24 protein-coding genes and 1 riboswitch are annotated in these 23,378 nt (G+C 45.9%); of the genes, 2 read left to right on the top strand and 22 right to left on the bottom strand.

All coding sequences use genetic code 11. From position 1 onward, the window contains the following. Nucleotides 1-96 precede the first annotated feature (96 nt). From C170_RS02595 to pth, 4 genes are all read right to left on the bottom strand, one after another. The gene (locus tag C170_RS02595) at nt 97-1,269 is read right to left on the bottom strand and encodes a peptidylprolyl isomerase (RefSeq protein WP_036606124.1); all 1,173 of its coding nucleotides are present in this window, start codon (nt 1,267-1,269) and stop codon (nt 97-99) included. Continuing rightward, nucleotides 1,253-4,780: a transcription-repair coupling factor gene (gene mfd / locus C170_RS02600; protein WP_036606125.1), complete on the bottom strand. Its 3,528-nt coding sequence runs from the start codon at nt 4,778-4,780 to the stop codon at nt 1,253-1,255. Before mfd ends, C170_RS02595 begins: the two co-directional genes overlap by 17 nt. 272 nt (nt 4,781-5,052) lie before the next feature. Next, on the bottom strand, nt 5,053-5,283 hold the full coding sequence (locus C170_RS02605; protein ID WP_017691368.1) for an anti-sigma-F factor Fin family protein: 231 nt from the start codon (nt 5,281-5,283) through the stop codon (nt 5,053-5,055). Nucleotides 5,284-5,380: 97 nt separating this feature from the next. Then, a complete protein-coding gene (gene pth, locus C170_RS02610; RefSeq protein ID WP_036606126.1) occupies nt 5,381-5,941 on the bottom strand; it encodes an aminoacyl-tRNA hydrolase in 561 nt (186 codons plus the stop codon). 139 nt (nt 5,942-6,080) lie between these two features. On the opposite strand from pth, the gene C170_RS30335 reads away from it, so the two are divergent. Beyond that, nucleotides 6,081-6,281, top strand: coding sequence for a hypothetical protein (locus C170_RS30335; protein ID WP_024633712.1), 201 nt, complete (start codon nt 6,081-6,083; stop codon nt 6,279-6,281). A 300-nt stretch (nt 6,282-6,581) separates the two neighbouring features. Here the strand turns inward: C170_RS30335 and C170_RS02615 are convergent, their stop codons facing one another. The 14 genes from C170_RS02615 to C170_RS02675 all read right to left on the bottom strand — a co-directional run bounded on the left by C170_RS02615 (nt 6,582) and on the right by C170_RS02675 (nt 19,546). Then, nucleotides 6,582-7,535, bottom strand: a complete 954-nt coding sequence (locus tag C170_RS02615) for a ribose-phosphate diphosphokinase (protein ID WP_017691370.1) — start codon at nt 7,533-7,535, stop codon at nt 6,582-6,584. Nucleotides 7,536-7,636: 101 nt separating this feature from the next. Further along, nucleotides 7,637-9,028: a bifunctional UDP-N-acetylglucosamine diphosphorylase/glucosamine-1-phosphate N-acetyltransferase GlmU gene (gene glmU, locus C170_RS02620; protein ID WP_260633062.1), complete on the bottom strand. Its 1,392-nt coding sequence runs from the start codon at nt 9,026-9,028 to the stop codon at nt 7,637-7,639. Between the two features lie 77 nt (nt 9,029-9,105). Further along, nucleotides 9,106-9,300: a hypothetical protein gene (locus C170_RS30640; RefSeq protein WP_124118801.1), complete on the bottom strand. Its 195-nt coding sequence runs from the start codon at nt 9,298-9,300 to the stop codon at nt 9,106-9,108. Between the two features lie 83 nt (nt 9,301-9,383). Then, a complete protein-coding gene (gene spoVG, locus C170_RS02625; RefSeq protein WP_017691372.1) occupies nt 9,384-9,668 on the bottom strand; it encodes a septation regulator SpoVG in 285 nt (94 codons plus the stop codon). A gap of 188 nt (nt 9,669-9,856) precedes the next feature. Beyond that, nucleotides 9,857-10,684 (bottom strand): pur operon repressor, encoded by an 828-nt coding sequence (purR, locus tag C170_RS02630; RefSeq protein ID WP_017691373.1) that lies wholly within the window; start codon nt 10,682-10,684, stop codon nt 9,857-9,859. Nucleotides 10,685-10,781: 97 nt separating this feature from the next. Beyond that, on the bottom strand, nt 10,782-11,636 hold the full coding sequence (gene ispE, locus C170_RS02635; protein WP_036606140.1) for a 4-(cytidine 5'-diphospho)-2-C-methyl-D-erythritol kinase: 855 nt from the start codon (nt 11,634-11,636) through the stop codon (nt 10,782-10,784). Between the two features lie 149 nt (nt 11,637-11,785). Further along, entirely contained in the window at nt 11,786-11,962 is a 177-nt protein-coding gene (locus C170_RS02640) for a small, acid-soluble spore protein, alpha/beta type (RefSeq protein ID WP_017691375.1), read from the bottom strand. Nucleotides 11,963-12,219: 257 nt separating this feature from the next. After that, entirely contained in the window at nt 12,220-12,495 is a 276-nt protein-coding gene (veg, locus tag C170_RS02645; RefSeq protein ID WP_017691376.1) for a biofilm formation stimulator Veg, read from the bottom strand. Between the two features lie 153 nt (nt 12,496-12,648). After that, nucleotides 12,649-13,545, bottom strand: a complete 897-nt coding sequence (gene yabG, locus C170_RS02650; protein ID WP_017691377.1) for a sporulation peptidase YabG — start codon at nt 13,543-13,545, stop codon at nt 12,649-12,651. Nucleotides 13,546-13,604: 59 nt separating this feature from the next. Further along, a complete protein-coding gene (gene rsmA, locus C170_RS02655; RefSeq protein ID WP_100528122.1) occupies nt 13,605-14,507 on the bottom strand; it encodes a 16S rRNA (adenine(1518)-N(6)/adenine(1519)-N(6))-dimethyltransferase RsmA in 903 nt (300 codons plus the stop codon). Nucleotides 14,508-14,511: 4 nt separating this feature from the next. After that, nucleotides 14,512-15,057: a ribonuclease M5 gene (rnmV, locus tag C170_RS02660; protein WP_017691379.1), complete on the bottom strand. Its 546-nt coding sequence runs from the start codon at nt 15,055-15,057 to the stop codon at nt 14,512-14,514. Between the two features lie 155 nt (nt 15,058-15,212). Then, nucleotides 15,213-16,397 (bottom strand): 3D domain-containing protein, encoded by a 1,185-nt coding sequence (locus tag C170_RS02665; protein WP_036606128.1) that lies wholly within the window; start codon nt 16,395-16,397, stop codon nt 15,213-15,215. Nucleotides 16,398-16,670: 273 nt separating this feature from the next. After that, nucleotides 16,671-16,924: riboswitch (cyclic di-AMP (ydaO/yuaA leader) on the bottom strand. A gap of 241 nt (nt 16,925-17,165) precedes the next feature. After that, nucleotides 17,166-17,936, bottom strand: coding sequence for a TatD family hydrolase (locus tag C170_RS02670; protein ID WP_179088725.1), 771 nt, complete (start codon nt 17,934-17,936; stop codon nt 17,166-17,168). A gap of 332 nt (nt 17,937-18,268) precedes the next feature. Beyond that, entirely contained in the window at nt 18,269-19,546 is a 1,278-nt protein-coding gene (locus tag C170_RS02675; RefSeq protein ID WP_036606129.1) for an HD domain-containing protein, read from the bottom strand. A 317-nt stretch (nt 19,547-19,863) separates the two neighbouring features. On the opposite strand from C170_RS02675, the gene C170_RS02680 reads away from it, so the two are divergent. Further along, nucleotides 19,864-20,118 (top strand): AbrB/MazE/SpoVT family DNA-binding domain-containing protein, encoded by a 255-nt coding sequence (locus tag C170_RS02680; protein ID WP_024633700.1) that lies wholly within the window; start codon nt 19,864-19,866, stop codon nt 20,116-20,118. Between the two features lie 282 nt (nt 20,119-20,400). Here the strand turns inward: C170_RS02680 and rsmI are convergent, their stop codons facing one another. The 4 genes from rsmI to C170_RS02700 form a co-directional block, all read right to left on the bottom strand. Beyond that, nucleotides 20,401-21,285: a 16S rRNA (cytidine(1402)-2'-O)-methyltransferase gene (gene rsmI / locus C170_RS02685; RefSeq protein WP_036606130.1), complete on the bottom strand. Its 885-nt coding sequence runs from the start codon at nt 21,283-21,285 to the stop codon at nt 20,401-20,403. Further along, the gene (locus C170_RS02690; protein ID WP_036606131.1) at nt 21,286-22,065 is read right to left on the bottom strand and encodes a tRNA1(Val) (adenine(37)-N6)-methyltransferase; all 780 of its coding nucleotides are present in this window, start codon (nt 22,063-22,065) and stop codon (nt 21,286-21,288) included. A 95-nt stretch (nt 22,066-22,160) separates the two neighbouring features. Beyond that, nucleotides 22,161-22,529 (bottom strand): DNA replication initiation control protein YabA, encoded by a 369-nt coding sequence (yabA, locus tag C170_RS02695; protein ID WP_017691386.1) that lies wholly within the window; start codon nt 22,527-22,529, stop codon nt 22,161-22,163. Nucleotides 22,530-22,557: 28 nt separating this feature from the next. Beyond that, the gene (locus C170_RS02700; protein ID WP_017691387.1) at nt 22,558-23,358 is read right to left on the bottom strand and encodes a PSP1 domain-containing protein; all 801 of its coding nucleotides are present in this window, start codon (nt 23,356-23,358) and stop codon (nt 22,558-22,560) included. Between the last annotated feature and the right edge of the window lie 20 nt (nt 23,359-23,378).

The following is a 23,378-nucleotide window of genomic DNA, read 5'->3' on the forward strand; positions in this document are numbered from 1 at the left end:
TGCTTCTCTGTATGGTTGTCCATATTTACGTAGTACAAGGCATTCATTCGGGCGAATTTAACCCTGAACGTATGCTAACACAGCAATTTTACCAGCTTACTTGCTGCTTGTACCTTCATCTGTAGTTGCATCTTTGTCTGTTCCAGTCGTACCTTGGTCAGTCTTGGTATCCGTACCTGTGGAGTCATCCGTTTTTGGTTCGGTTGTTTTTTCTCCTTCAGTTCCTGTACCCGTAGTGCCTTCAGTTGTGCCTTCAGTTGTGCCTTCAGTCTTACCTTCTTCAGCTTTTTCTGTTTTTGGCAGTTTAACTTCTTTTACGATTTTGTCCAATTCATTTTGCATGAACGTATCGATTTCGGCTGCAGCCAATTGGCTCTTCAGACTTTCTTTTTGTTCAGCCGTCAATTTGGCAAAGTCAGCTTCTGTACGAGCTTCCACTTTCATGACGTGGTAACCGTACTCTGTCTCTACTGGATCACTGATTTTGTTCAGTGGCAATGTTTTTGCAGCTTCCTTAAATGCCTCTACCCAGCTACCTACAGGTGTATTTTCATACAGTCCACCCTTTTCAGCAGAACCTGGATCTTCGGAATATTTTTTTGCAATTTCAGCAAAATCAGCTCCGCCATCCAACTTGGTTTTTACTTCTTTTGCAATTTTAAGTGCATCTTCTTTTTTACGCTCTTTTTGCGTTTTTGGATCTGTGAAGTTAATCAGCACGTGACGAACGGAAGCCGTTGTGAACTGATCTTTGTTTTTCTCAAACTCAGCCTTGATTGCATCGTCCGTAACGCCTGTTTCTTTATCTTTGATTACTGTCATGATCCGAGTCATGTAGTCTTTAATGTTGTCGTCAGTCAGTTTCTGAGCTTTGAGCATTTCTGTCCATTGATCTGCCTGAACAGAAGCTTTCATTTTATCGAATTGCTCAGTTGCCGCTTTTGTACCTGCTGTTTTGGCTTCTTCACTTGCTTTGCCACTCAGATATTCATAAGCAACTTCCTGTTTCACCAGATACTCTTTGAAATCGTCCATATCCATCATTTGTGCATACTCCGGATAGAGGAATTTCATGACACGTTGCTCCATGTCGAATTCATTGGCTGTAATGGTACCACCATCATACGTAGCGACTACGGCACTTGTATCCGTGGATTCAGGTGTTTTTGCTTCTTCCTTCTTGCCACATGCAGCAAGCAGTGATAAGGATAGTACTGCGACCATGCTCACAGACAGTACTTTTCCTACTTTTTTATACTTTGGTAACATCCTTTAGTTCCCCCTTTGATTTAAAAGCAGTTTTCATGGACTCCAGAATTTTCTCTACCAGCTCCATCAGTTGCTTATCCCCAAGCCCCTTGCCTTTAGCGTGAATCAGCATATGGGGTCCTTGTTCAAATTGTACACGTCTTTCGAACTGATTTCCAATGTGCGCGATTTTCGAGAGTTCAAAGGCATGTTCACGCCCTTCATAGAACTTCACGGTAATGTCCTCACCACGTTGGGAAATGGACTCAATACCGTAGATTTTGCCGTATACTTTCATCCGCGCAACAGCCAGCAAGTTAATGACGGCTTCCGGAAGATCACCGAATCGGTCAACCAATTCGTCTTCCAACTCCATCGCATCGTCGAAGGATGCAATGACCGCCACTTTTTTGTAGATCTCAATCTTCTGAATACTGTCATAGATATAATCGGACGGCAAGTAGGCATCGATACTGAGATCCAGCGTTGTATTCCACTGATCTGAAGGTACCGGCTCCTCGCCAAGCATCGTAACTTTGCGTTTGTTGATCTCCTCCGCAAGCATCTGGGAATACAGATCAAACCCGACGGAAGCGATGAAACCATGCTGCTCCGCTCCTAGCAGATTTCCCGCACCACGAATCGACAAGTCACGCATGGCAATTTTGAATCCTGAACCCAGTTCGGTAAATTCTTTGATTGATTGCAGACGTTTCTCAGCAACTTCAGTAAGCACTTTATCCCGTTGGTACGTAAAATAGGCATACGCAATACGGTTGGAACGACCCACACGTCCGCGCAGTTGATACAGCTGGGAGAGTCCCATTTTATCCGCATCATGTACGATCAGTGTATTTACGTTCGGAATATCTACCCCGGTCTCGATGATACTTGTGCTCACAAGCACGTCATATTCACCATCCAGGAAGTCCAGAATCGTTTTCTCCAGCTCTGTTTCCGACATCTGACCATGTCCTACACCAACTTTGGCTTCAGGCACAAGTTCAGAAATTTCGGCTGCCATCTCCTGGATTCCCTGAACACGGTTGTAGAGGTAATACACTTGCCCACCACGGGCAAGCTCACGCTCAATGGCTTCACGTACAAGCGCCTGGCTGTGTTCAACCACATAGGTCTGCACCGGGAAACGATTCTCTGGTGGAGTCTCGATAACGGACAGATCACGCACACCCAGCATGGACATATGAAGCGTACGCGGAATCGGCGTTGCCGTCAGTGTCAGCACGTCCACATTGGTTTTCAGCTTCTTCAGTTTTTCCTTATGGGTTACACCGAAGCGCTGTTCTTCATCAACAATGAGCAGTCCCAGGTCCTTGAACACCAGATCCTGCGACAGCAATCGATGCGTCCCGATGACAATATCGACTGTGCCTGCCTTGATGCCTTTGGCTGTTTCATTCTGCTCTTTACGGGAGCGGAACCGGCTAAGCACATGAATGTTGAACGGATAACCGGAGAAGCGCTCACGGAACGTCTCAAAATGCTGCTGTGCCAAAATAGTTGTTGGCACGAGGACAGCCACCTGTTTGCCTTCAATAGCTGCTTTAAATGCAGCCCGAATAGCCACCTCGGTTTTGCCGTAACCGACATCCCCACACAATAAACGATCCATTGGACGGTTTTGTTCCATGTCCTTTTTGATTTCTTCGATCGCACGCACCTGATCACGTGTCTCATCGTAAGGGAACATGTCCTCAAACTCCTGCTGCTCCGCAGAATCCTTGTCGAATCCAAACCCTTTGGAGGTCTGACGCTCTGCATACAGCTTAATTAGATCATCAGCAATATCCTGTACAGATGTGCGGACTTTATTTTTAACCCGTGTCCACTCATTGCCGCCCAGCTTGTATATTTTCGGTTCTTTCTCTTCGGAACCAACATATTTCTGAATCAGATCGATCTGCTCAATAGGTACAGACAGTTTGTCTCCACCCGCATAGAGAATATGCATGTAGTCCTTATGAATACCGCCAACTTCGAGGGTGCCGATCCCCAGGTACTTACCAATCCCGTGGTTCTGGTGAACGACATAATCGCCCACTTTTAGCTCGCTATATGATTTGATCCGTTCAGCATTATCCACATTCCGAATCGGTTTGCGTACTTTACGCTGTTTTTGCGAGAACATCTCGCCCTCGGTCACAACAGCCAAATGAATGGACGGCATTTCAAATCCCGTTTGCAAATTACCGATCATCATCTCTGGCTCTGGAATATCATAGTCCATCAGTACCCGGCGCATCCGCTCGAGTCGCTCCTCACCGTTCGCCAGCATGAGCACTTTGACTCCGGCCTTCTGCCAACGCTCCATCTCTGCCTTCAGTACGTTCATCTGTCCATGGAAATCCTGCATGCCACGACTGATGAAGTTCAGAATGTTCTGTGGTTGGGTGTGTGGAACTTGGCGCAAAAAGATCGACATAAACAGCGTCTGGAATGGACGCTCATACAAGAGTTCATCACCGTCTGCGGATAATGGAAGATCCGGAAGTGTTTTTCCGTTTTGCATCAAATGCAGGTTCCACTCCGATTCATCACGGTCCAGCTGTTTCGATGTCTCCGATAGTCTGGCAGGCTCATCAAGAACCAGCAGGGTATCTTCTGGCATATAGTCGTAGATCGTTTTGTTCTCCGGATAGAGCGGAGAAATATATTTATACATTTCGGAGAAATACACGTGTTCCCGCAAAAGCTCGATCTCCCGGTGAATTTCCTCACGAAGACGCAGCTTCGCCTGCCGGTCCGTCATTTTCTCCAGCTGTTGCTCCAGCAAAAGAGCAGCCGCATCGGCAGCCTTTTCCATACGTTCACGATCTGCAATTAACTCCTTGCATGGTAAAACCGTAATTTCTTCAATCCGTTCAATCGAACGCTGATCCGCTGGATCAAATGTCCGAATGGAGTCGATCTCATCATCAAATAACTCCACCCGATATGCGATCGATGAAGTAACCGGATAGAAGTCGATGATACCTCCGCGTACACTCATCTCACCACGAGATTCCACGCGTTCCACACGCTCGTATCCGAGCTTTACCATCTCCAGTAGGAAGGAGTCCAGTTGAAGTGTGTTACCCTGTTTGATCAAAATTCGAGCATTGGCCATCACTTCCGGAAGCGGAACATAACGTCTTACCCCGGAAAAAGGAATAACAACAACGCCCCTGAATCCCTGGGCGCAGCGGACCAACACATCAATACGCTGACCCAATGTTTCCGGGCTGGAAACAGCAGCTTCCGCAGCGACAAGTTCGTTGGCAGGATAGATTAACACCTGATCAGGTGAAAGCGCTTCCTGTAAATCTTCTGCAATTTTTTGAGCTGAAAACATATTATGTGTTACTACGAGCAATGGTCGGTTCATTTCCTGATGCAGAGCAGCCAGCATAATCTGACGCGCCGATCCGGATAGACCCGAAACCAATTGTTCCTTCATGCCGGATTTGATTCCGGCTGTAATGGACCCGAAGTCCGGATCTTTGGAAAAAGCCTGTATAAGTGCTTGTAACAAAAGGGGCACCTCTCTTATAACTTACTTGATTATCTCACGCATACGCGTAGCATCACTATTAAAATGGATACAAATTCCTTTTTGTCCTGTTTCATCATATCGGATTACTCGCAACATTGCCACATCTGTTGATGCGGCTGAGCCTGATTTCGAGATAGCCATGACTTTCATGCCAACTGAAAAGAAGCCTCAGCAGGCTGCCAAGGCTATAAAAGGTGGAGCGTTATTACGCAACCGCCCTCAACTGTCATTCGATCCTGTACAGGCGATGTCTACTGAAGCGGACTCGCGAGCAGGCTAAGCTCCGGATTGTGCTCCAGGGCTTCCTTACAGTAATCACATGTAATCCGAACGGTAATGTCACCACCGGAATTATACGCTATTATATCCCTCCGCTCGTCGGGGGTCAAGAAATGAAAGCCGAGCTCTACTTCCGTTATCCGGGCAGAATCGATTCGTCCAATAAAGGTACGGCAATGCCTACATACGTAATTCACTGACATGTTTATGCCTCCTGAACATGGTTTATACATCCAGTATGTCCATTATGGCTGAATCGAACCCGTCTTTATGATCATTTTACCAGTATGTCTTACAAAATTAACCGTTAAACTTCGCCATTGTTTGTTCAAACGTATGAGTCAAGCTATGCTCCAGGGCATCACATGTTTGCTCAATGGTCTGATCAAGGGCTTCCTTTTCTTTCTTCATAAATGTCGACAGTACATAATCAACAATGGCATGTCCTGGTTCAGGCCGGGATATTCCCATGCGCACCCGGTTAAACTGCTGTGTACCGGTATGCTGAATAATGGACTTGATTCCATTATGTCCGCCTGCACTACCTTGGTAACGCAATCTGACTTTGCCAATCTCTGTATCCATGTCGTCGTACACAACAATCAGATCTTCAAGACTAACTTTATAAAAATCCATATATGCTCGAACCGATTCACCAGACAAGTTCATATAGGTCATTGGTTTGATCAGTACGGTTTTCACACCGCCAATATTGCCTTCTCCAATCAGCGCTTTACATTTATTCTGTGTAATGGAGATATTATGACGATCAGCCAACCGATCCAGTGCCATAAAACCGATATTATGACGGGTTTTGGCATAGTTCGAGCCTGGATTTCCAAGTCCGACAATCCACTTCATCTTGTTCCCTCCTTCGGATTAGCCTGAGGTGAGGCATAGACTTCGAATCTTATATTTCATATAATATCAAGAAAGTAAAGATCGATTTACTGTAGTGTTCACAGTTAATATTTTATCGACCCAGGAAGGTGAGCGGGTTTTGCGCGAAGACAATGGACAACTGACTCAACATAGCGATTTTATCTATCATCTCGAATATCACGTACCTGTACAGGTATACGACCGCGACACCCATATTGAGATTGGTCTAATCACACGTTTCGATAATCAATTCGTCGAAATTGCCGACACGCTTTTTCATCGGCGTCGTTTCCGATTTATCTCCCGCCCCGGGTATTAACCATATTAAGATGAACGAACCATTTTACACTGGATCACTGCGCGTGCAGAAACATCTTCCGATCGCTGTTATCCCCAGATTTTTTGATTCCCTTTTCAAAGGGAAAATCCGGTGATAAAGGCGAACGCTTCGCTTCTTCAGATCTTTTCTGCCCTCTCCGTTATTGTGTAAATGAGTAGTTCAAACTTATATGGACTGACCAGCGTCTGTTTCACCTTTAATAAAACGGCACGCCGACAGGGGTTACATTTTCCATTGAACCGGAAAACGTAACCCCTCTACTACTTTATGCAGACATCCTTATTCAATTTCAAACAGCTTGCTGATTGACAATTCCTCATGAACCCGGATAATCGCTTCTCCGAGCAAAGGCGCTACAGACAACACTTTGAGTTTGCTTGTCGGATTAGCATGCGTAATTGGAATGGTATCCGTTACGATGACTTCCTTCAATGGTGCATTCTCCAAACGTTCCATCGCAGGTCCGGACAATACCGGGTGAGTACAGCACGCGTATACTTCTTTTACGCCGCCTTCCATCAGAGCATTCGCTCCCAGTACAATCGTTCCCGCCGTGTCAATAATGTCATCGATCAGGATAGCTGTTTTACCCTCGATGTTACCGATAATGTTCATCACTTCGCTCACATTTGGCTCAGGACGACGTTTATCGATAATCGCCAGGGGTGCATTCAGGAAATCAGCCAGTTTACGTGCGCGCACTACGCCACCGTGGTCAGGCGACACAACAACCGGATTTTCGATCTGTTTCGACCGGAAATATTGAGCCAGAATTGGCACGCCAAGCAAATGGTCGACTGGAATGTCGAAGAATCCCTGGATCTGCATTGCATGCAAGTCCATCGCGATGACACGGGTTGCACCCGCTTTTTCAATCAGGTTAGCAACCAGTTTCGCTGTAATCGGGTCACGCGAACGTGCCTTGCGATCCTGTCTTGCATAGCCATAGTAAGGAATAACGACGTTAATCGTCTTGGCAGATGCCCGTTTGAGTGCATCAATCATAACGAGCATTTCCATCAGGTTATCATTAACCGGCAAGCAAGTGGACTGCACGATATAAACGTGACAACCCCGAACACTCTCGGAGAGTTTCACTTGAATCTCGCCATCACTAAAGCTGGTTGTGTGAGATTCACCCATAGGGATCCCGATATAATCAGCAATTTGATGGGCGAGCTTGGGGTTAGAATTGCAAGTAAATATTTTTAATTTCGAATCAAAATAAGTCATAAAATAAAAACCCTCCGTGCTGGTTCATTGGAATCAATAAGCGTCTGCGACATGTCGGCACCTCCCCGATCTTCGGGAGGCAATCTTGTTATCAAAACCCCTTATTGGGGTTTGGCATTTTGTTTCTTGGCTTTGGCACGTCCGCGAATCTTCTCCGCATAACCAGGTTTATTCTCCTGACGTGGACGAGCAATGGCCAGATCATTCTCGGGAACGGAATGGGTAACGGTGGAGCCAGCAACCACATAAGCGCCTTTTCCTACCGTAATCGGTGCAATCAGATTAACGTTGCTGCCTACAAAAGCATCATCTTCAATCGTTGTCACAGCTTTATTATAACCATCATAATTGACAGTTATTGCCCCGCATCCAACATTTACGTTTTTCCCTACTTTGGCATCCCCAATATAGCTGAGATGAGATACTTTGGAACCTTCATCAATTGTAGCATTTTTCACTTCAACAAAGTCACCAATTTTTACGTTGCGACCCAGTTTGGTCCCTGGACGCAAATTAGCAAATGGACCTACCGTTGCATCAGAACCAACCTCGGCATTGGATACTACCGAATGTTTAATTGTAACTCCGTCCTGAATAACACTGTCTTCCACATCTGCCTGAGGACCAATATGACATGCTTCACCAATGGAAGTTGTGCCTTTGAGGATTGTCCCCGGATACAGAACTGTATCTGATCCAATCGTAACATCCGCTCCGATATATGTCGATGACGGATCAATGATTGTCACACCGTTCAACATATGGCGTACGGCAAGACGTTCACGCATGAAGGCTTCGGCTTGCGAAAGTGCAAGTCGGTCGTTAACCCCGATGGATTCTGCGATGTCATCCGACATGTAAGCTTCAACCACTTCTCCATCATTGCGGAAAATGCCAACTACGTCTGTGAGATAATACTCTCCCTGAGCGTTCTGGTTCGTCACTTTTTCCAAGGCAGCGAACAATTTTGCATTATCGAAACAGTATGTGCCCGTGTTAATCTCATTCACAGCATCTTCCTGCTCTGTGCAATCCTTTTGTTCCACAATCCGTTGTACAGATCCATCTTCTCCGCGAATGACGCGGCCATAACCTTTGGGATTGTCCAACTGAGCCGTAAGAACTGTGGCTGCTGCTCCGCTGCTCTCATGCAACTTCATCAGACCTTCCAACGTCTCACTGGTCACAAGTGGTGTATCTCCGCAGACCACAATCGTAGAGCCAGTTTCACCGCCAAGCAAGGATTTAACCTGCTTCACTGCATGACCTGTACCCAGTTGTTCCGCCTGAAGTGCATACTCCGCTCTGGAACCCAAAAATGACTGCACCGCTTCGGCACCATGACCGACTACAACTACACTGCGTTCAACGCCTGCGCTGAGTGCTGCATCCAGCACATGTCCAACCATAGGTTTACCGCATACGGGATGCAGTACTTTGTACAATTTTGATTTCATTCGTTTTCCTTGCCCTGCGGCAAGAACGATTGCCATTCGTTTCAAAATTAACGACCTCCTGTTCTGAAAATCCCATTGAAATGCATTGCTGATATATATCCAATGAGTATCGTTCAGCCGGCTTCAAGCCGGTCCTGTTCATCGCCTGCTGTCTCTGTAATCACACGTAACAACGCGGACACCAACGAATCGTGACCTATATGTATACGCCGTGTACCTGCGAGCTTAACCGAATCCCAATGATTCCTAAGATGCCGCCCTGCCACCAAGCGCACGATGCGCTTTTTGTTCTCTGCTAATAAACTCAATACTGAATATATCTTATTCCGGTCAAAAAGAAAAGAGAGCCATAAGACATGGCTCTCTTTTCCTTCGAACCCCAATAATGTTCTCAGGCACCTTCTTCAATGACTTCTTCCTCAGTTGCCGCACGATCGTATTCAGTCAAAACTGCTGCCTGAATCTTCTCACGCGTACCGGAAGAGATCGGGTGGGCGATATCACGGAACTCTCCATCAGGAGTACGTTTGCTCGGCATAGCAACAAACATTCCGTTGTTACCATCAATGACACGAATGTCATGAACGACGAATTCGTTATCGATGGTAATGGATGCGATAGCCTTCATTCTCCCCTCCGAGTTAACACGGCGGAGTCTGACATCCGTAATTTGCATGTGTGTGTTCACCACCTTTTTCCATCAGAACTTGGTGTATAATTCCACACAGCATATACGAACTCCTTCTTTTTATAACCACAAAAATTTCCTAATTTCAGGAATTTTTTTATTTAATACACAATTCGACAACGTTCATGCCAGGTCGATGGAAAAGACCTTTTAACGACATAACATTCGTCATCTTTCTACAGGTCAAAATAGTTGCCAGGCTTGACGGAAATCTGTCTGCTCTTGGCATCAACCGCCGTCAGTTTCGCCAGAGATACGTAATCTGTTAACAGGCGTTCTTCTGAATCTACAGAACCAGATTCCACCAGTACCCCTACCCCGGCTACTGTAGCATTAAACTCGGCCAAAAGATCGATCATTCCTTGCACCGTACCCCCGGCCTTCATGAAGTCATCCACAATAAGTACTCTGGAATGCTCACGCATCGCCCTGCGGGACAGGGACATGGTATGCAGACTTTTATGGGACCCGGATACATAATTGATACTAACGGCCGATCCTTCTGTAGCCTGATGGTCCCTGCGTACGAGCACGACAGGCAGGTTGAGCTGGGCTCCGGTCGCATAAGCCAATGGAATTCCTTTGGTTTCTACCGTCATAACCACATCAATATTCATATTGCCAAATGCCGTTGCAAAAATCTTGCCGGCTTCATTCATCAATGCGGGCTGACCAAGCAAGTCGGACATGTACAGGTATTCCCCAGGCAAGATCCGATCAGGTTGCGCGAGCTGGGTAGAGAGCCGCTCCGCAAATGCCAGTGCCAGTTCTCGGGATACCTTCGGAATCCATCTTACTCCCCCGGCTGCTCCAGCCAGTGTATGCAGTTCTCCTGACCCACCTTCTTCGAACACTTCTTTGATAATCGCCAAATCTTCACTAATTGAAGACTTTGCGGCACCATAACGTTCGGCAAATGTGGTCAACGGAATAACCGTATGCGGTCTGGACAATAAGTATTGCGTCATTTCAACCAGCCTTGCGCTTCGTTTTAACTTCTTCACAGAGATCCATCCTCACGATCACGGAAACATCCAAATCCGAATAATTATTTAAGAATATAACACCTTTATACGTGTTTGTACATTATAAAAGCGAATTTTACGTTAACATACGTACAGCGTACACTTCTTTACAGAACCCACGCAGACCATTGTATATCCGGGCAACCTTGGATTCTTTGGAAACCAGACCAAATACCGTTGGACCGCTACCGGACATTAACACGCCGTCTGCACCCAATCGAATCATGGCATCCTTCAGATGCTGAACTTCCGGATACAGCTTCAACGTTACATCTTCAAGCACATTGCCCATTTGGTTACAGACTTCCGTAAATGATTGATTGCGAATAGCCTGCTCCATTTTAGCTGCACTCGGATGACGAACAATCTTGTCACTGCGGAACCTTCCGTACACATCGGCTGTAGACACATTAATCGGAGGCTTGGCCAGAATTACCCAGCATTGCGGCGGATTAGGAATGGGAGTTAACTTCTCACCACGGCCTGTAGCGAGTGCAGTCCCTCCTGTGATACAGAATGGAACATCCGACCCGAGTTCAGCTCCAAGCTCCTGAAGTTCGTGATCCGGTATATTCAATCGCCACAGACGGTTCAATCCACGCAGCGCTGCTGCTGCGTCGCTGCTGCCGCCGGCAAGTCCTGCTGCAACTGGAATCTTTTTATCCAGATGAATATGGACACCCGTACGCACGTTATAGCGCTCCTTAATGAGTCTGGCTGCCTGGAAAGCCAGATTCTTCTCGTCGAGCGGGATATAACCCGCCTGACTGGAGATGAAAATAGTATCTCGCGGCAGCTCCGACATTTCCAGCCGATCAGCTAGATCGACCATGGTCATGATCATTTCAACTTCATGGAATCCATCGCTTCTTTTATGTAAAACGTCCAGCATCAAATTAATTTTAGCAGGCGCTTTTTCGTAAATTTTCAAGGCGTTCACCCGTCCTCACCTTTTCCCTAAGACAACTTAACATATTATATCAAAATGGGGCTGTCAAGTCATTTGTATTCCGCATCTAAGGGGAAAAAGCGGGGTTATTCCTGACGGATTTCCCCGCTTTTCAGTCTGCTTGAACCGGATTAAGATTTGCGGGCAGCCTGCTCAGCAAGTTGAATGGCTCTTTTCACCATGTTTCCTGCATCCTTGGCTTTAATTCCGCCCCAACCTTCCTGTTGCACCGTATCATAGAAGCCCAGGTCTTTCGCGAGCTCATTCTTCAGATCCTCTGACATGACACTTCTTCTTCTGCGACTCATGAACCATCCTCCTCCAAAGTATCCTTCATAATGTGATGAGTTCGTTGTTCGTTCACGTTTTGGACATTTTGTCACCAGGCCATATTCAGTTTCCTGCATTGCTTAAGAAACTGTCCCTTCACCTGTCCATATAGTATGCCGCGACCGTTCCTCGCTCATTCCTGAGTATGTATGGGTTACGTTAGAGGGAAAATTGGTGTTTTAAGAAAACAAAAAAGCGATCCGCCTTGTGGGGCGAATCGCCTGTAAATCGATACTTACGTCTCCATATAGGAGCTATGCGTCTGGCTGCCCGGGTCATAAACCATGACTTCCACCGATTCCGTAAGTATATCCGCATAACTATAAGATACTCGCTTGAAGGTTTCTTGCTCCTCATCAAGCTTAACAATAAAAACAGAAGGGTACGTTTCTTCCAATACACCCGTACGCTCAATGGTCTTACGGCGGCCACCATTAGCCCGCAACATAATTTTCTGACCAATATGTGCATCGAGATTGCGTTTGATATCCAACAGCGTGTTTTTAGCCATTGTCGACGACCACCTCTTTTCTTGTCCATTATACCGGATTTTACAGTCATTGTCAAATCAAAACTAATTATTATATCAGCATCAAAAAGTTGTTGTCAATGAATTTTTTTGCAAACAAAAAAAGCCCCAAATTGGGACTTTAAATGGCCTACATCAGACTGCCGACGGGTTCACTTTTAGCGTAGATAAATCATTCAGCCCAGGCAGACCTACCCGGTAACTCCCCCGTGTCTCGACACCACCCACACCCTGGCTACCACTGATGGTATTGTGCAGAACATCACTCATGTTGACCGTATCGCGCACAGAGGTAAAGGAGGCCTTGGCTGCCACATAGACCGGATCAAGTGCATGAATGAGAATTCTGCCTGGGGAACTGGCAAAGTTCGCTCCAGCGCGCAGCAGTGCCTCAAAATGGGACTGACAGGCCCCTGCAACAATAGTGAGGGCGTCCAGATGGCGTTCATATTGTCTGGCCACCTGAATGGCCGACACAAAATTTTGCGAGTTCTTGTAGCTACCAAGACTATATAAGTCATAGGGCTGACGTGTCTTTAACACCCCATCATGACCCGTAATAACTACGATATCCGGACGTACTTTGGGTAATAAGCGGTATAAGGTATCTGCCATTGCCGATTCATGGACATACTGTCCCTCTGCGGGCACACGAAGTTGCTCATAGAGATCCATACTTTTTTTCAAATAGTTCGGATCTCCATCCAGATGAAGCACCTTTCCAGGCATTTCAAAATATGCCGGTTCCTGCTGGGCAGACCAATCCTGTACCAGACCTTCACGATTCCGCTCAGCCTGTTCCATACGATTCTGCTGCAGACGGGACAGGGTCTGATGTGCTTTAATATGCGCCTGTCTGGTCTTGGCGCTTTGTGGTTCGTAGGGAACCTGTATCAAATCGTCCACCGGGGAATCGGCAATCAGCCGGAACTCAGTCCCTTTAATGACCGCAGCATCCAACTGGAGGCCTTCCACCCGAAAAGTCACATCGCCGCCGTATGACTTCCGAACGACCAAGTCTCCGATATTCATCAACGTAATCACCTCTACCCCATCGTATGGGCAAAGACCCGGTTTGGTTCATTCAAATTTTACAGCGCTGCACGTACCCCAGCTTCCCACATTACGGTGCTGAGTGTGGCATACTCTTGCAGACTCAATGTCTCTCCACGCCGGGACGGTTGAATACCTGCCTGCTCCAGCAGAATGTCTGCCTGTTCCCGGTTCTCCTTTGTGAAGAAACGTGCCTTCAAGTTGTTTGAGATTGTTTTTCTCCGCTGAGCAAAAGAAGCCTGTACCACTTCGAAGTAGTGTGCTTCATCCGGAATCTCCACTGGTGGCTGCTCACGCACCTTCAGCTTAATGACAGCTGATTCCACATTAGGTTGCGGAATGAAGACCGTAGGAGGCACAATACACACAAGTTCCGGCATACTGTAGTACTGAACTGCGATGCTTAGACTACCGTAGTCTTTTGATCCTGGTGCAGCAGCCATGCGTTCAGCCACTTCTTTTTGGATCATGACAACAATGCTGTCTACCGGCAGCTTCTCTTCCAGCAGTTTCATCATGATTGGAGTCGTTACATAATAAGGCAGGTTAGCCACGACACTGACTTTGTCCACGGATGCAAAATCCGTATTAAACAACTCAGCCAGATCAAGCTTCAGCACATCCCCATGATGAACACGTACATTCGAATAAGGCTGCATCACTTCTCCCAGGATTGGGATCAAGCGCTGATCAATCTCTACGGCTGTGACAGGACCGGCTACCCGAGCCAGTCGCTCCGTAAGGGCTCCAATACCCGGCCCGATCTCTAACGCACCCTTGGACTCGTCCAAATCGGCTGCATTAACAATTTTGTTCAGTATATTTTGATCGATCAGAAAGTTCTGACCCAGACTTTTCTTAAATGAGAATCCGTGTCTTTGAATAATCTCTTTCGTACGCTTGGGCGTTGCAATTTCAATCGTCTCTTCCATGTTCTTCATATGCTCACAATCCTTCACGTTCAATTTGCGCTAATGCTGTAGAGAACTCTTCCCGTGTAATCTGAAATACACTGAGACGTTTGTGGAACTGCTTACCGTTACAATAACCGATGCCCAGCAGATTGCCCATCTCCATGCGACGTGCAGCAGCCTGCGGATGCACAATAAGTCCTGCCGCGATCAGGTCCTCCCAATCGATCAGGCTCGGAGCACCTTCGTATGAAGTATGTACGCGCGCCAGAGCATGACGGATCGCCTCTGGTGAGGCATTCTCCACCCCAATGTCCCCTTTGCGCGTTGCATCGGCTTCCGGAATGAAGGCATGCTTGCAGCCTGGCACCTTGTTCGCAATAATTTTTCGAATGCGTTCGCCAGCATGATCCGGATCTGTCAGTACAATGACTCCCCGTCTCTCCTGAGCAAGCGCAATCCGCTTCAGAATGCGTTGGTTGATGGCTGATCCACCTGTTTCTATGGTATCGGCCTCCACGGCCCGACGGATAGCTACCGTATCGTCACGGCCTTCCACCACAATGACTTCTTTTATCATGTTCCATTTCTTCCTTTCTAACGCAAAAAGAAGAGGAATATCCTCTTCTCTGCCAAACGGCGGGGGAGACTGAATTCAGACTCCTCCGCCGCATATTCCGCATGAATCATTCATGCAACTATTTTATAGCATTCCCATTTCAAAGTAAAACGATTTTAGTTCGCTTCCGGCTTCACCGGACCGATCACGTAGACCGTCTTGCCTTTCTTACGTCCAAAATTCAGGGCATGCTTCACACTGTCATAATACACATCAATTTTGTTGCCTTTAATGGCACCGCCTGTATCTTCCGCACGACGGAATCCCAGACCTTCGATATATACCCACCAGCCAATTGGAATGACTTTGGGATCAACCGCAATGGTGCGTCCTTCCGTTACACGAGTACCGGAAGCTGTTTTAGTTCCAATGCCAGGCTCTTCGGAAGAGTAGGCAGTCATGGATACATTTTTAAGTACTTTGGAGTATTTAAAAGAAGTCCCGGATACGGTAATCACTTTGCTGCCCGAGGCAGATGTTTTCTTCGAGTTCGTTGTTGTAGCCTTTTTGGTTGTTGACGTTTGAGCCGATACGGTCTGAATCTCAGGTTCCTTCACGACCGGTTTTGCTTTGGTGCCGACAGCGATCACTTTATCTACACGATTATTAGCGACAGATTTGCCGACCATTTTTTTGGAGACCAATTCTCCATCCTGAAATACCTTTTCGATATGCTGTACAATTGTGCCTTCTTTGCCGTTCACAACGACACGGTTATCCCCTTTGTACAAGCTAGGGTCAGCCGTTTTAATGACTTTGTAAGCGATCGGTTGCTCTACTTCCACTGTACGCTTTGTTACGCGCACTACACGGATCTTCATCTCCGCTTTGATAGCAGTTCCAAGCGCCGGATACACTTTATCATTACTTTCAACTTGAATACCTGATTTTTGAATTGCATCTTCTACCGATGAATCGGTTGTATACAGAGTCTTGGTGTCTCCGTCTGCCGTAATGTTAACTGGAACGGCCCGCTCAATAACGATTCGGTCTCCATCTGTAATCGCCCCATTCATGGACATGGATACCTTATCGTGAGGGCTGACTGTGATCGACTGCTCCTCCAGCATTTCCTGAAGCATTCCTGTACGAGTCTCTACCACCTGAGCTTTGCCATCAATAACCAGCGAAATTTGTTTCCCGGCCTGACCGTAAACGACTAACAAGATCATGATTGTAAGCGCAATTGAGAAAATCGCGATCAATGCCATTTGACGCATGTTCTCATGCTTCCACCGCAACGCGAAAGACTTACTGGATGATCGTGACTCATGGGTCTCTTCTGGTTGGAATGTGCCCACTTCTCCGTCCTCCTTCATAGCCTCGCCGTCTAAAGTAATGCATGATGTCTTTGACGTGACTATACCAAATTTTCTACAGAACACAGATTGGACCAACGTAATCCGGTTCTGCACCATGAATCAATCTTCGCAACATGATGTCATCCTCCTGAATACCTACCGTATGATGACAATATTTCTTTTATTCAAAAACAAAAAAGCCAAAGAAAGAGTGTAAGAGGAACTCTTTCGTGGCTTCCGAATGATTTTGAATATCGGAAATTCATGCACGAGGTTGCCTCTCTTTTTCCGCTTGCGAGGTTAGCTGTCGGGTTCGGGCGAAAGAGAGCCGCCCTATCTTGGGTCACCCGCTCATGGCGGACGCCCTTGAATTCACCCCGAGACCCAAAGAAGAAATCAAATACGGCTTCGCAGTTCCCTTCGCTGCTTTTGGGTCAGCGAACGTTGCGCATCGGCCAAATACACCGATGTTTAAGCCCTATTGGTTCCCCCGCTCTCCGATAACGGAGACTCAGCGAGACTGATTCATGAAAGTAATGTTGTTTCATCGGAAAGTGTCCCTTTGTTCATCCCCCGAACATCTGTCCAATTTTCCGCACAACAATTCACTGAAAAGATGATATCCTGTTTTGATGCATGTTGTAAAGCGTTGATCAAGTACGTTTTTCTGAATATTTGGTTAAAATATTGTAATATTCTTGATTTATTTGGATCAAAGGGCAAATTACCTCCGCTTACCTGCCTTTTTCACCTCATTTGCTCGTTTTTTTAACGAATCCCAAATCGTTCCATGGCATTTTTGGTTGTTATTGCAGCAATTTCCTCCACCGAAATGCCTTTAATTTCCGCAGCTGCCTCTGCAACCAGACGTACATGCGCTGTCTCATTTCGCTTCCCACGATAAGGGTGCGGTGTCAAATATGGAGCATCTGTTTCAATGAAAAACCGGTCCATAGGAACCTTCTCCAGCACCTCTTTGGGTTGCTTTGCATTTTTGAATGTGATCGGTCCTCCGAAGGAGAGATGGAAGCCCATATCGAGACAACTTTTTGCTGTTTCCCAACTGCCCGAGAACGAGTGCATCACACCACCAACTTCGCCCGCCTTCTCTTCACGCAAAATTCTTATGATATCCTCATGTGCATCCCGATTATGGATGACAATTGGAATGTTCACTTCACGCGCCAAAGCAATTTGTTGTCGTAATACGCGATGCTGTATCTCTTTTGGTGAAGTATCCCAGTGATAATCCAATCCAATCTCACCGATCGCAACCACTTTTTCATGCTTGCATAAAGATGCAATCCACTCCAAATCGCCCTCCTGCAGTGTGATCGCGTCTACGGGATGCCACCCTACAGCTGCATATATAAAGTCATATGTTTCGGCGAGTTTCATTGTGGTTGGAATCGTCTCCCGGTTAAAGCCAATGTTGATCATGCGACCAACTCCTGCATCCACAGCACGCTGAATCATGTCCTCGCGGTCCTCGTCGAATTGTGGTGCATCCAGATGTGTATGTGTGTCGAACAGCATCATGTCTGTATCTCCCTTCATGTCGAAATAACGACTATCTTCTTTTTCAAAATCCAATTTGTAAAACTCAATAATTCAATGACTCATACATAAAACATTTTGGGTATCTGTGTATTACATCATTACGTTTGTTTCTTCACAACTACAATATATAGAAGATATACAGATATTCTGATCTATATATTGTTAATTGTGCTCATTCTGCCTGCTTGCATTTACAAAATTATGTCGATCTACATATACTCCCCATTAAAGCAGATTACTGTATCATGAAAAATAGCTCTTTTAGAAAGTGTTTTGATATCGAAATTCTTCATCGGATTATACCCACACGATTACAAGAAATAGGGGCGTATATGTGACGGTAATTCGTGAATAATCGCATCCACCTTGTTTTGCGGGTAATACAAATGATGTTTCCCTCGGTGAAGCCCACTGATGGAACGGACAATGTCAGATACTTCTGACAACTCACGTAAATTGTCCTGTCGATCCAGAAGAAGAATCTGCTTATCTGTGGATTCATCCGGACGAAACACATCATACGGATTATCCGAAGGAAAATCAATTTCAAGATCATATTCGGGATCGAGGCCAGCCTGTACAAAAGCTTCCCGAATCTCTTCCATCATTGTCAAGTCGACCTGTTCAAGCTCTACATACTTATATAACTTGCGATCCATAAAACGTTCGCATAACTCACTCAGAACAGTATCGTCCTCCTTGCGCCACTGCGTAAATGCCGTCTGAATTAATGCTTCATCCAACTGCAAATATTCATCCACGGATAATTCTCCTTCAAATAGTTGAGGGAGTGGATCAATCATGAAGCGGAATTGAAAACCATGTTGTAGGAGTGTTTTCGCTCGCTTGAATATTTGCCGCAATATAATTTCAGAACTACGAGTTACCGGATGGAAGTAAATCTGCCAATACATCTGATACCGAGACATTAGGTAATCCTCCACAGCATGCATGCCTGACTCCTTGACTACAATCCGCCCATGATAAGGACGCAGCATCCGAAGGATACGATCAAGGTCAATCGTGCCGTAATTTACACCTGTAAAATAGGCATCCCTGAGCAAATAATCCATTCGGTCTGCATCAAGCGGACTGGTCACCAAGTTCACCACAATCGGCTTTTCATACGTTTTTTGAATGACAGACGCTACCTTCTCAGGAAAATCAGGAGCATACCGTCTTAAGATCGCCCCTACTTCGGTATCACCTGTAATAATGCGACAAGTCCAATCTTCGTGATTCATGTCAAAAGCTTCCTCGATGGAGTGAGAGAATGGCCCATGCCCGAGATCATGAAGTAGAGCTGCACACAGAGCTACAATCTTTTCTTCCTTCGGCCAATCCGAATAATGACTTCTTTCAAATTGAGAGATGATCTTGCGTGTAATCTCATAAACACCTAGTGAATGTGAGAACCGACTATGCTCTGCTCCGTGAAAGGTAAGGTAAGAAGTACCCAGTTGACGAATCCGGCGTAAACGCTGAAATTCCGGGGTGTTAATTAACTGCCATATAACCGGATCTTGCACGTGGATATAATTATGTACCGGATCTTTGAATACTTTCTCTTCCGTTAAACGTTGTTCCATGTCGACTCACTCCTTTAATTTCTTTTATATTAACGCTTTGAGCTCTGCGATTCACCTAAGATTCGACACCATATGACGAACTTTGTCGAATGAAGTAGTTTTGTCGTTTTCCAAATCGACAAAGCTGACATTGAGGTTTAAATGCGAAAAACGGCTTCCAATCCCTTACCACCAGTAACCTTGTGAAAAACAGCCTTAATTTTAAGCTAATTTTAAGGTTGACTGATTTGGGAATCGTTGGTATGATGAGTATCATAAAACATAAAATAATGTCGAATAATGACAAAGATAGTTAGCTGAGAGGAGCACTGATTATAATGATGAAATCAACAGGTATTGTAAGAAAAGTGGACGAACTGGGACGGGTAGTTATTCCAATTGAATTGCGCCGTACGCTCGGTATTGGTGAAAAAGATGCTCTGGAAATCTACGTTGACGGCGAGCGCATCATGTTGAAAAAATACGAGCCTGCTTGTATCTTCTGTGGTAATGCAGAGAACGTTACTTACTTCAAAGGTAAAATTGTTTGTAACGAATGTATTTCCGAAATCCCTGCACCTGTGACAAAATAAGAAAAACCAGGTATACTGGACTTATCTAAATTGTTATTTCTAACCTTTTTAATATTCCTTAATGACCTTCCCGGTGTGAACCCCACCGCGGAAGGTATTTTTTTGCCTTGTTATGGGTTCCATTACCCAAAATGATTCTGTCACACGCGAACTGGGAGAGAACGATGAAATTTGTTCGGAATTTTTTTTAGCCACTCTGCTCTTTTTAATATTCCACTAAGGTTGGATATAAGCTTCTTTTCAGGTTATGTTCCCCACAACAGAAGATATTTGGTTAGATTACTACTCGATTAATGCATTATATACATCACGCTTCGCCAGACCGCGATCGGTAGCCGTTTTTTTCATTGCATCTTTGCGGTTATGTCCTTCACCCTCATAATGGCTGACATGATCCGCGAGTGACATGAGCTGCCACCATGCTTCGCGCTCAGCCTTACGCTCCTCTTCCTTAATGCCTTCTACCAGCAAGCAGTACTCGCCAAGAGGTGGATGTTCTTCAAGCCAGTCTATGCATTCCCTCACAGTACCCCTTGCGAATTCCTCATGACGCTTGGTTAGTTCACGAGCCAGGACAATCGAGCGATCACCCAGAATTTCTTCAAGGTGGACTAATGTTTTCCGAATACGATGAGGCGATTCATAAAATAACAAAGTCCCGTTGGATTCGTCAAACGCCTCCAGCACTTTTCGCATGTCCTTTTTCTCACGCGGCAAAAAACCGCCGAATGTAAAACGCTCCGTCGGTAATCCGGACACGATCAGAGCAGACAACGCAGCATTGGGCCCCGGGATGGGAATGACCGTTATTCCGGCTTCCAGTGCAAGCTGTACAAGGTCAGAACCAGGGTCCGAAATGGCTGGCAAACCGGCATCGCTGACGAGTGCCAAATTTTTTCCTTCTATTATATAGCGTATCAGTTCAGGTCCACTCGCCCCCTTATTATGCTCATGATAACTAAACAGCATGGAAGGTGTAATTTCAAAATGGGTAAGCAGCTTTCGGGTCTGACGTGTATCTTCTGCTGCAATGATGTCACAACTCTGCAATGTCTTGATGGCACGGAAGGTCATATCCTCCAGATTACCAATGGGTGTTCCAACCAGATAGAGCTTGCCTGATCCTTCAGGCTGCTCCGCATAGCTTTTTTGAATATGCAAAGTCATCTAAAGCCCTCCTTTCGTAGTACGCTCAGCATGTTGCTGACCATAGTAAATATCCATAATCTCTTCGCAGTATTTCCCCTCTTCATTGTAGACAATGAGTGGAGGAAGCATCCTAACTTCCGGTTTACCATCTTTCATTCCTTCAATTAACACCATGTTGGCTTCCAAATGAGCACGGGGATGTACCATCCGAATCCGTTTTGGTTCCAGCTTATATTCGCGCATGAGCGAGATAATCTCTGCAAGGCGTTGCGGACGATGAACCATTGATACTTTGCCGCCATTACGTACAAGTCGACTGCACGCCTGAATCACTTCTTCCAGGGTACATCCGATCTCATGACGTGCCATTGCCTGATGTGTGTTCATCTTGAGATCACTGCCATTCAGAGGCATGTATGGAGGATTAACGGTTATTGCATCGTATACAGCATGTCCTGTTTCTTTCACGAGTTCTCGCAAATCACCTTCACGAATCATAATCGACTCATCCAATGCATTTAATTGCACACTGCGACGCGCCATATCAGCCAAACGTGGCTGAATCTCGATCCCTTCCAGACTAGCCTGCGTACGCGTTGTAAGCAAAATGGGAACCACCCCGTTACCCGTACACAAATCAAGTATACGACCCCGTTTAGGTACGGAAGCAAACCGGGCTAATAATACGGCATCCATCGAAAAACTAAACACTTCATCACTTTGAATGATTCTCAGATCATGAGAGAGCAGATCATCAATCCGCTCTGACTCATGTAACACAACTTCATTTTCTTCCATATGTTACGCTCATCCTCCGGTACTCTATATCTCATGTTTGTTTAGTTTAGGTTTATAACCTTGAAAAAAAACCGTAGGGGATCCCTACGGTCACTTCATTTATTCAAAAAAGACAGGCAGAACAGACAATCGCCTTCCGTCCGCAAATGTCCATAATAGACGTTGCAGATATGGAAGCCTTCGTGATACAACCGAGCCAGATTATCATACCCTTCGCCCACAACATCCTCGCCTGTAGCCGGACCTGCTGGTCTTGCTACAGGAGCGAGTGCTGAGGAGATCGGCAGATCTGCCGGAGCCTCACGTTTGAGCAGTTTGCGTAACTGCTCATTCTCGATGGTAAGCCGCTGATTATCCTCAAGCAGCTCCTTCACAATCATTTTTAACTCTCCTAAATCACCGTGCAACTGACCCAGTTGGGTTTCCATTTCATGAATGTGCGTAAACAGATTTTTCTTTTCCAAGTTTCCACCCCGAAGCAACCTTTATGGTTTACTTGATAACGACGTCATCCAGCGGAAGTTCTTTGACTTTACTGATGTCGAACAGTTGAACATGGACTGTGCGGCTACCGGCATTAATTCCGACAACTTTTCCTTCACCCAATGAGGTGACGACCAATTTGCCTACAGCTGGCAGTTCTTCTCTCACACTTTCATAGTTATCATGCTCAAATTTCAGACAGCACATGAGTCTTCCGCACAACCCTGAAATTTTCGTCGGATTCAGTGACAGGCTCTGATCTTTAGCCATCTTGATTGATACCGGCTCAAAGTCTCCCAGCCAGGAAGAACAACACAACACACGGCCGCAAGGTCCGATTCCGCCAAGCATCTTCGCTTCATCACGTACACCAATCTGTCTCAGCTCGATTCGTGTCCGGAATATGCTTGCCAGATCCTTGACCAGCTCCCGGAAATCAACTCTTCCTTCAGCTGTAAAATAAAATATAATTTTATTGCGATCAAACGTAAATTCCACATCGACCAGCTTCATTTTGAGGCCATGGTCTTTGATTTTATTTAAACAAGTACCGAATGCTTCTTTGGCTGCACGTTTGTTCTCATCAACCACACGGGCATCTGTATCGCCCGCAACGCGGATGACTTTCTTCAGCGGCAACACCACATCGGACTCGCCCACTTCCTTCTTACCTACGACAACCTTACCGTACTCAACCCCCCGCGCTGTCTCCACGATAACGCAGTTTTCTTTCTCAATGGGAAGGTCCAGGGGATCGAAGTAATAAATTTTGCCCGCTTTTTTGAAACGGACACCCACTACACTGTACAAAAAATTAACCCCCTTGTAAG

The organism is Paenibacillus sp. FSL H7-689 (assembly GCF_000517905.1).
Lineage (GTDB): Bacteria > Bacillota > Bacilli > Paenibacillales > Paenibacillaceae > Paenibacillus > Paenibacillus amylolyticus.

Coding starts and splice junctions, on each gene's coding strand:
- rsmI (WP_036606130.1), bottom strand. CDS start 21,285: ATGACTTTGCATATTCAAAAAAGCTATGCGGAGCAGCCTGAAGGATCA.
- pth (WP_036606126.1), bottom strand. CDS start 5,941: ATGAAGTGGATTGTCGGACTTGGAAATCCAGGCTCGAACTATGCCAAA.
- C170_RS02605 (WP_017691368.1), bottom strand. CDS start 5,283: ATGTCAGTGAATTACGTATGTAGGCATTGCCGTACCTTTATTGGACGA.
- rnmV (WP_017691379.1), bottom strand. CDS start 15,057: ATGATAAAAGAAGTCATTGTGGTGGAAGGCCGTGACGATACGGTAGCT.
- C170_RS02680 (WP_024633700.1), top strand. CDS start 19,864: ATGATGAAATCAACAGGTATTGTAAGAAAAGTGGACGAACTGGGACGG.
- spoVG (WP_017691372.1), bottom strand. CDS start 9,668: ATGCAAATTACGGATGTCAGACTCCGCCGTGTTAACTCGGAGGGGAGA.
- veg (WP_017691376.1), bottom strand. CDS start 12,495: ATGGCTAAAAACACGCTGTTGGATATCAAACGCAATCTCGATGCACAT.
- C170_RS02675 (WP_036606129.1), bottom strand. CDS start 19,546: ATGGAACAACGTTTAACGGAAGAGAAAGTATTCAAAGATCCGGTACAT.
- C170_RS02640 (WP_017691375.1), bottom strand. CDS start 11,962: ATGAGTCGCAGAAGAAGAAGTGTCATGTCAGAGGATCTGAAGAATGAG.
- C170_RS02615 (WP_017691370.1), bottom strand. CDS start 7,535: ATGACTTATTTTGATTCGAAATTAAAAATATTTACTTGCAATTCTAAC.
- rsmA (WP_100528122.1), bottom strand. CDS start 14,507: ATGAAGAACATGGAAGAGACGATTGAAATTGCAACGCCCAAGCGTACG.
- C170_RS02670 (WP_179088725.1), bottom strand. CDS start 17,936: ATGATGCTGTTCGACACACATACACATCTGGATGCACCACAATTCGAC.
- yabG (WP_017691377.1), bottom strand. CDS start 13,545: ATGAATATCGGAGACTTGGTCGTTCGGAAGTCATACGGCGGCGATGTG.
- C170_RS02595 (WP_036606124.1), bottom strand. CDS start 1,269: ATGTTACCAAAGTATAAAAAAGTAGGAAAAGTACTGTCTGTGAGCATG.
- C170_RS02690 (WP_036606131.1), bottom strand. CDS start 22,065: ATGGAAGAAAATGAAGTTGTGTTACATGAGTCAGAGCGGATTGATGAT.
- glmU (WP_260633062.1), bottom strand. CDS start 9,028: ATGGCAATCGTTCTTGCCGCAGGGCAAGGAAAACGAATGAAATCAAAA.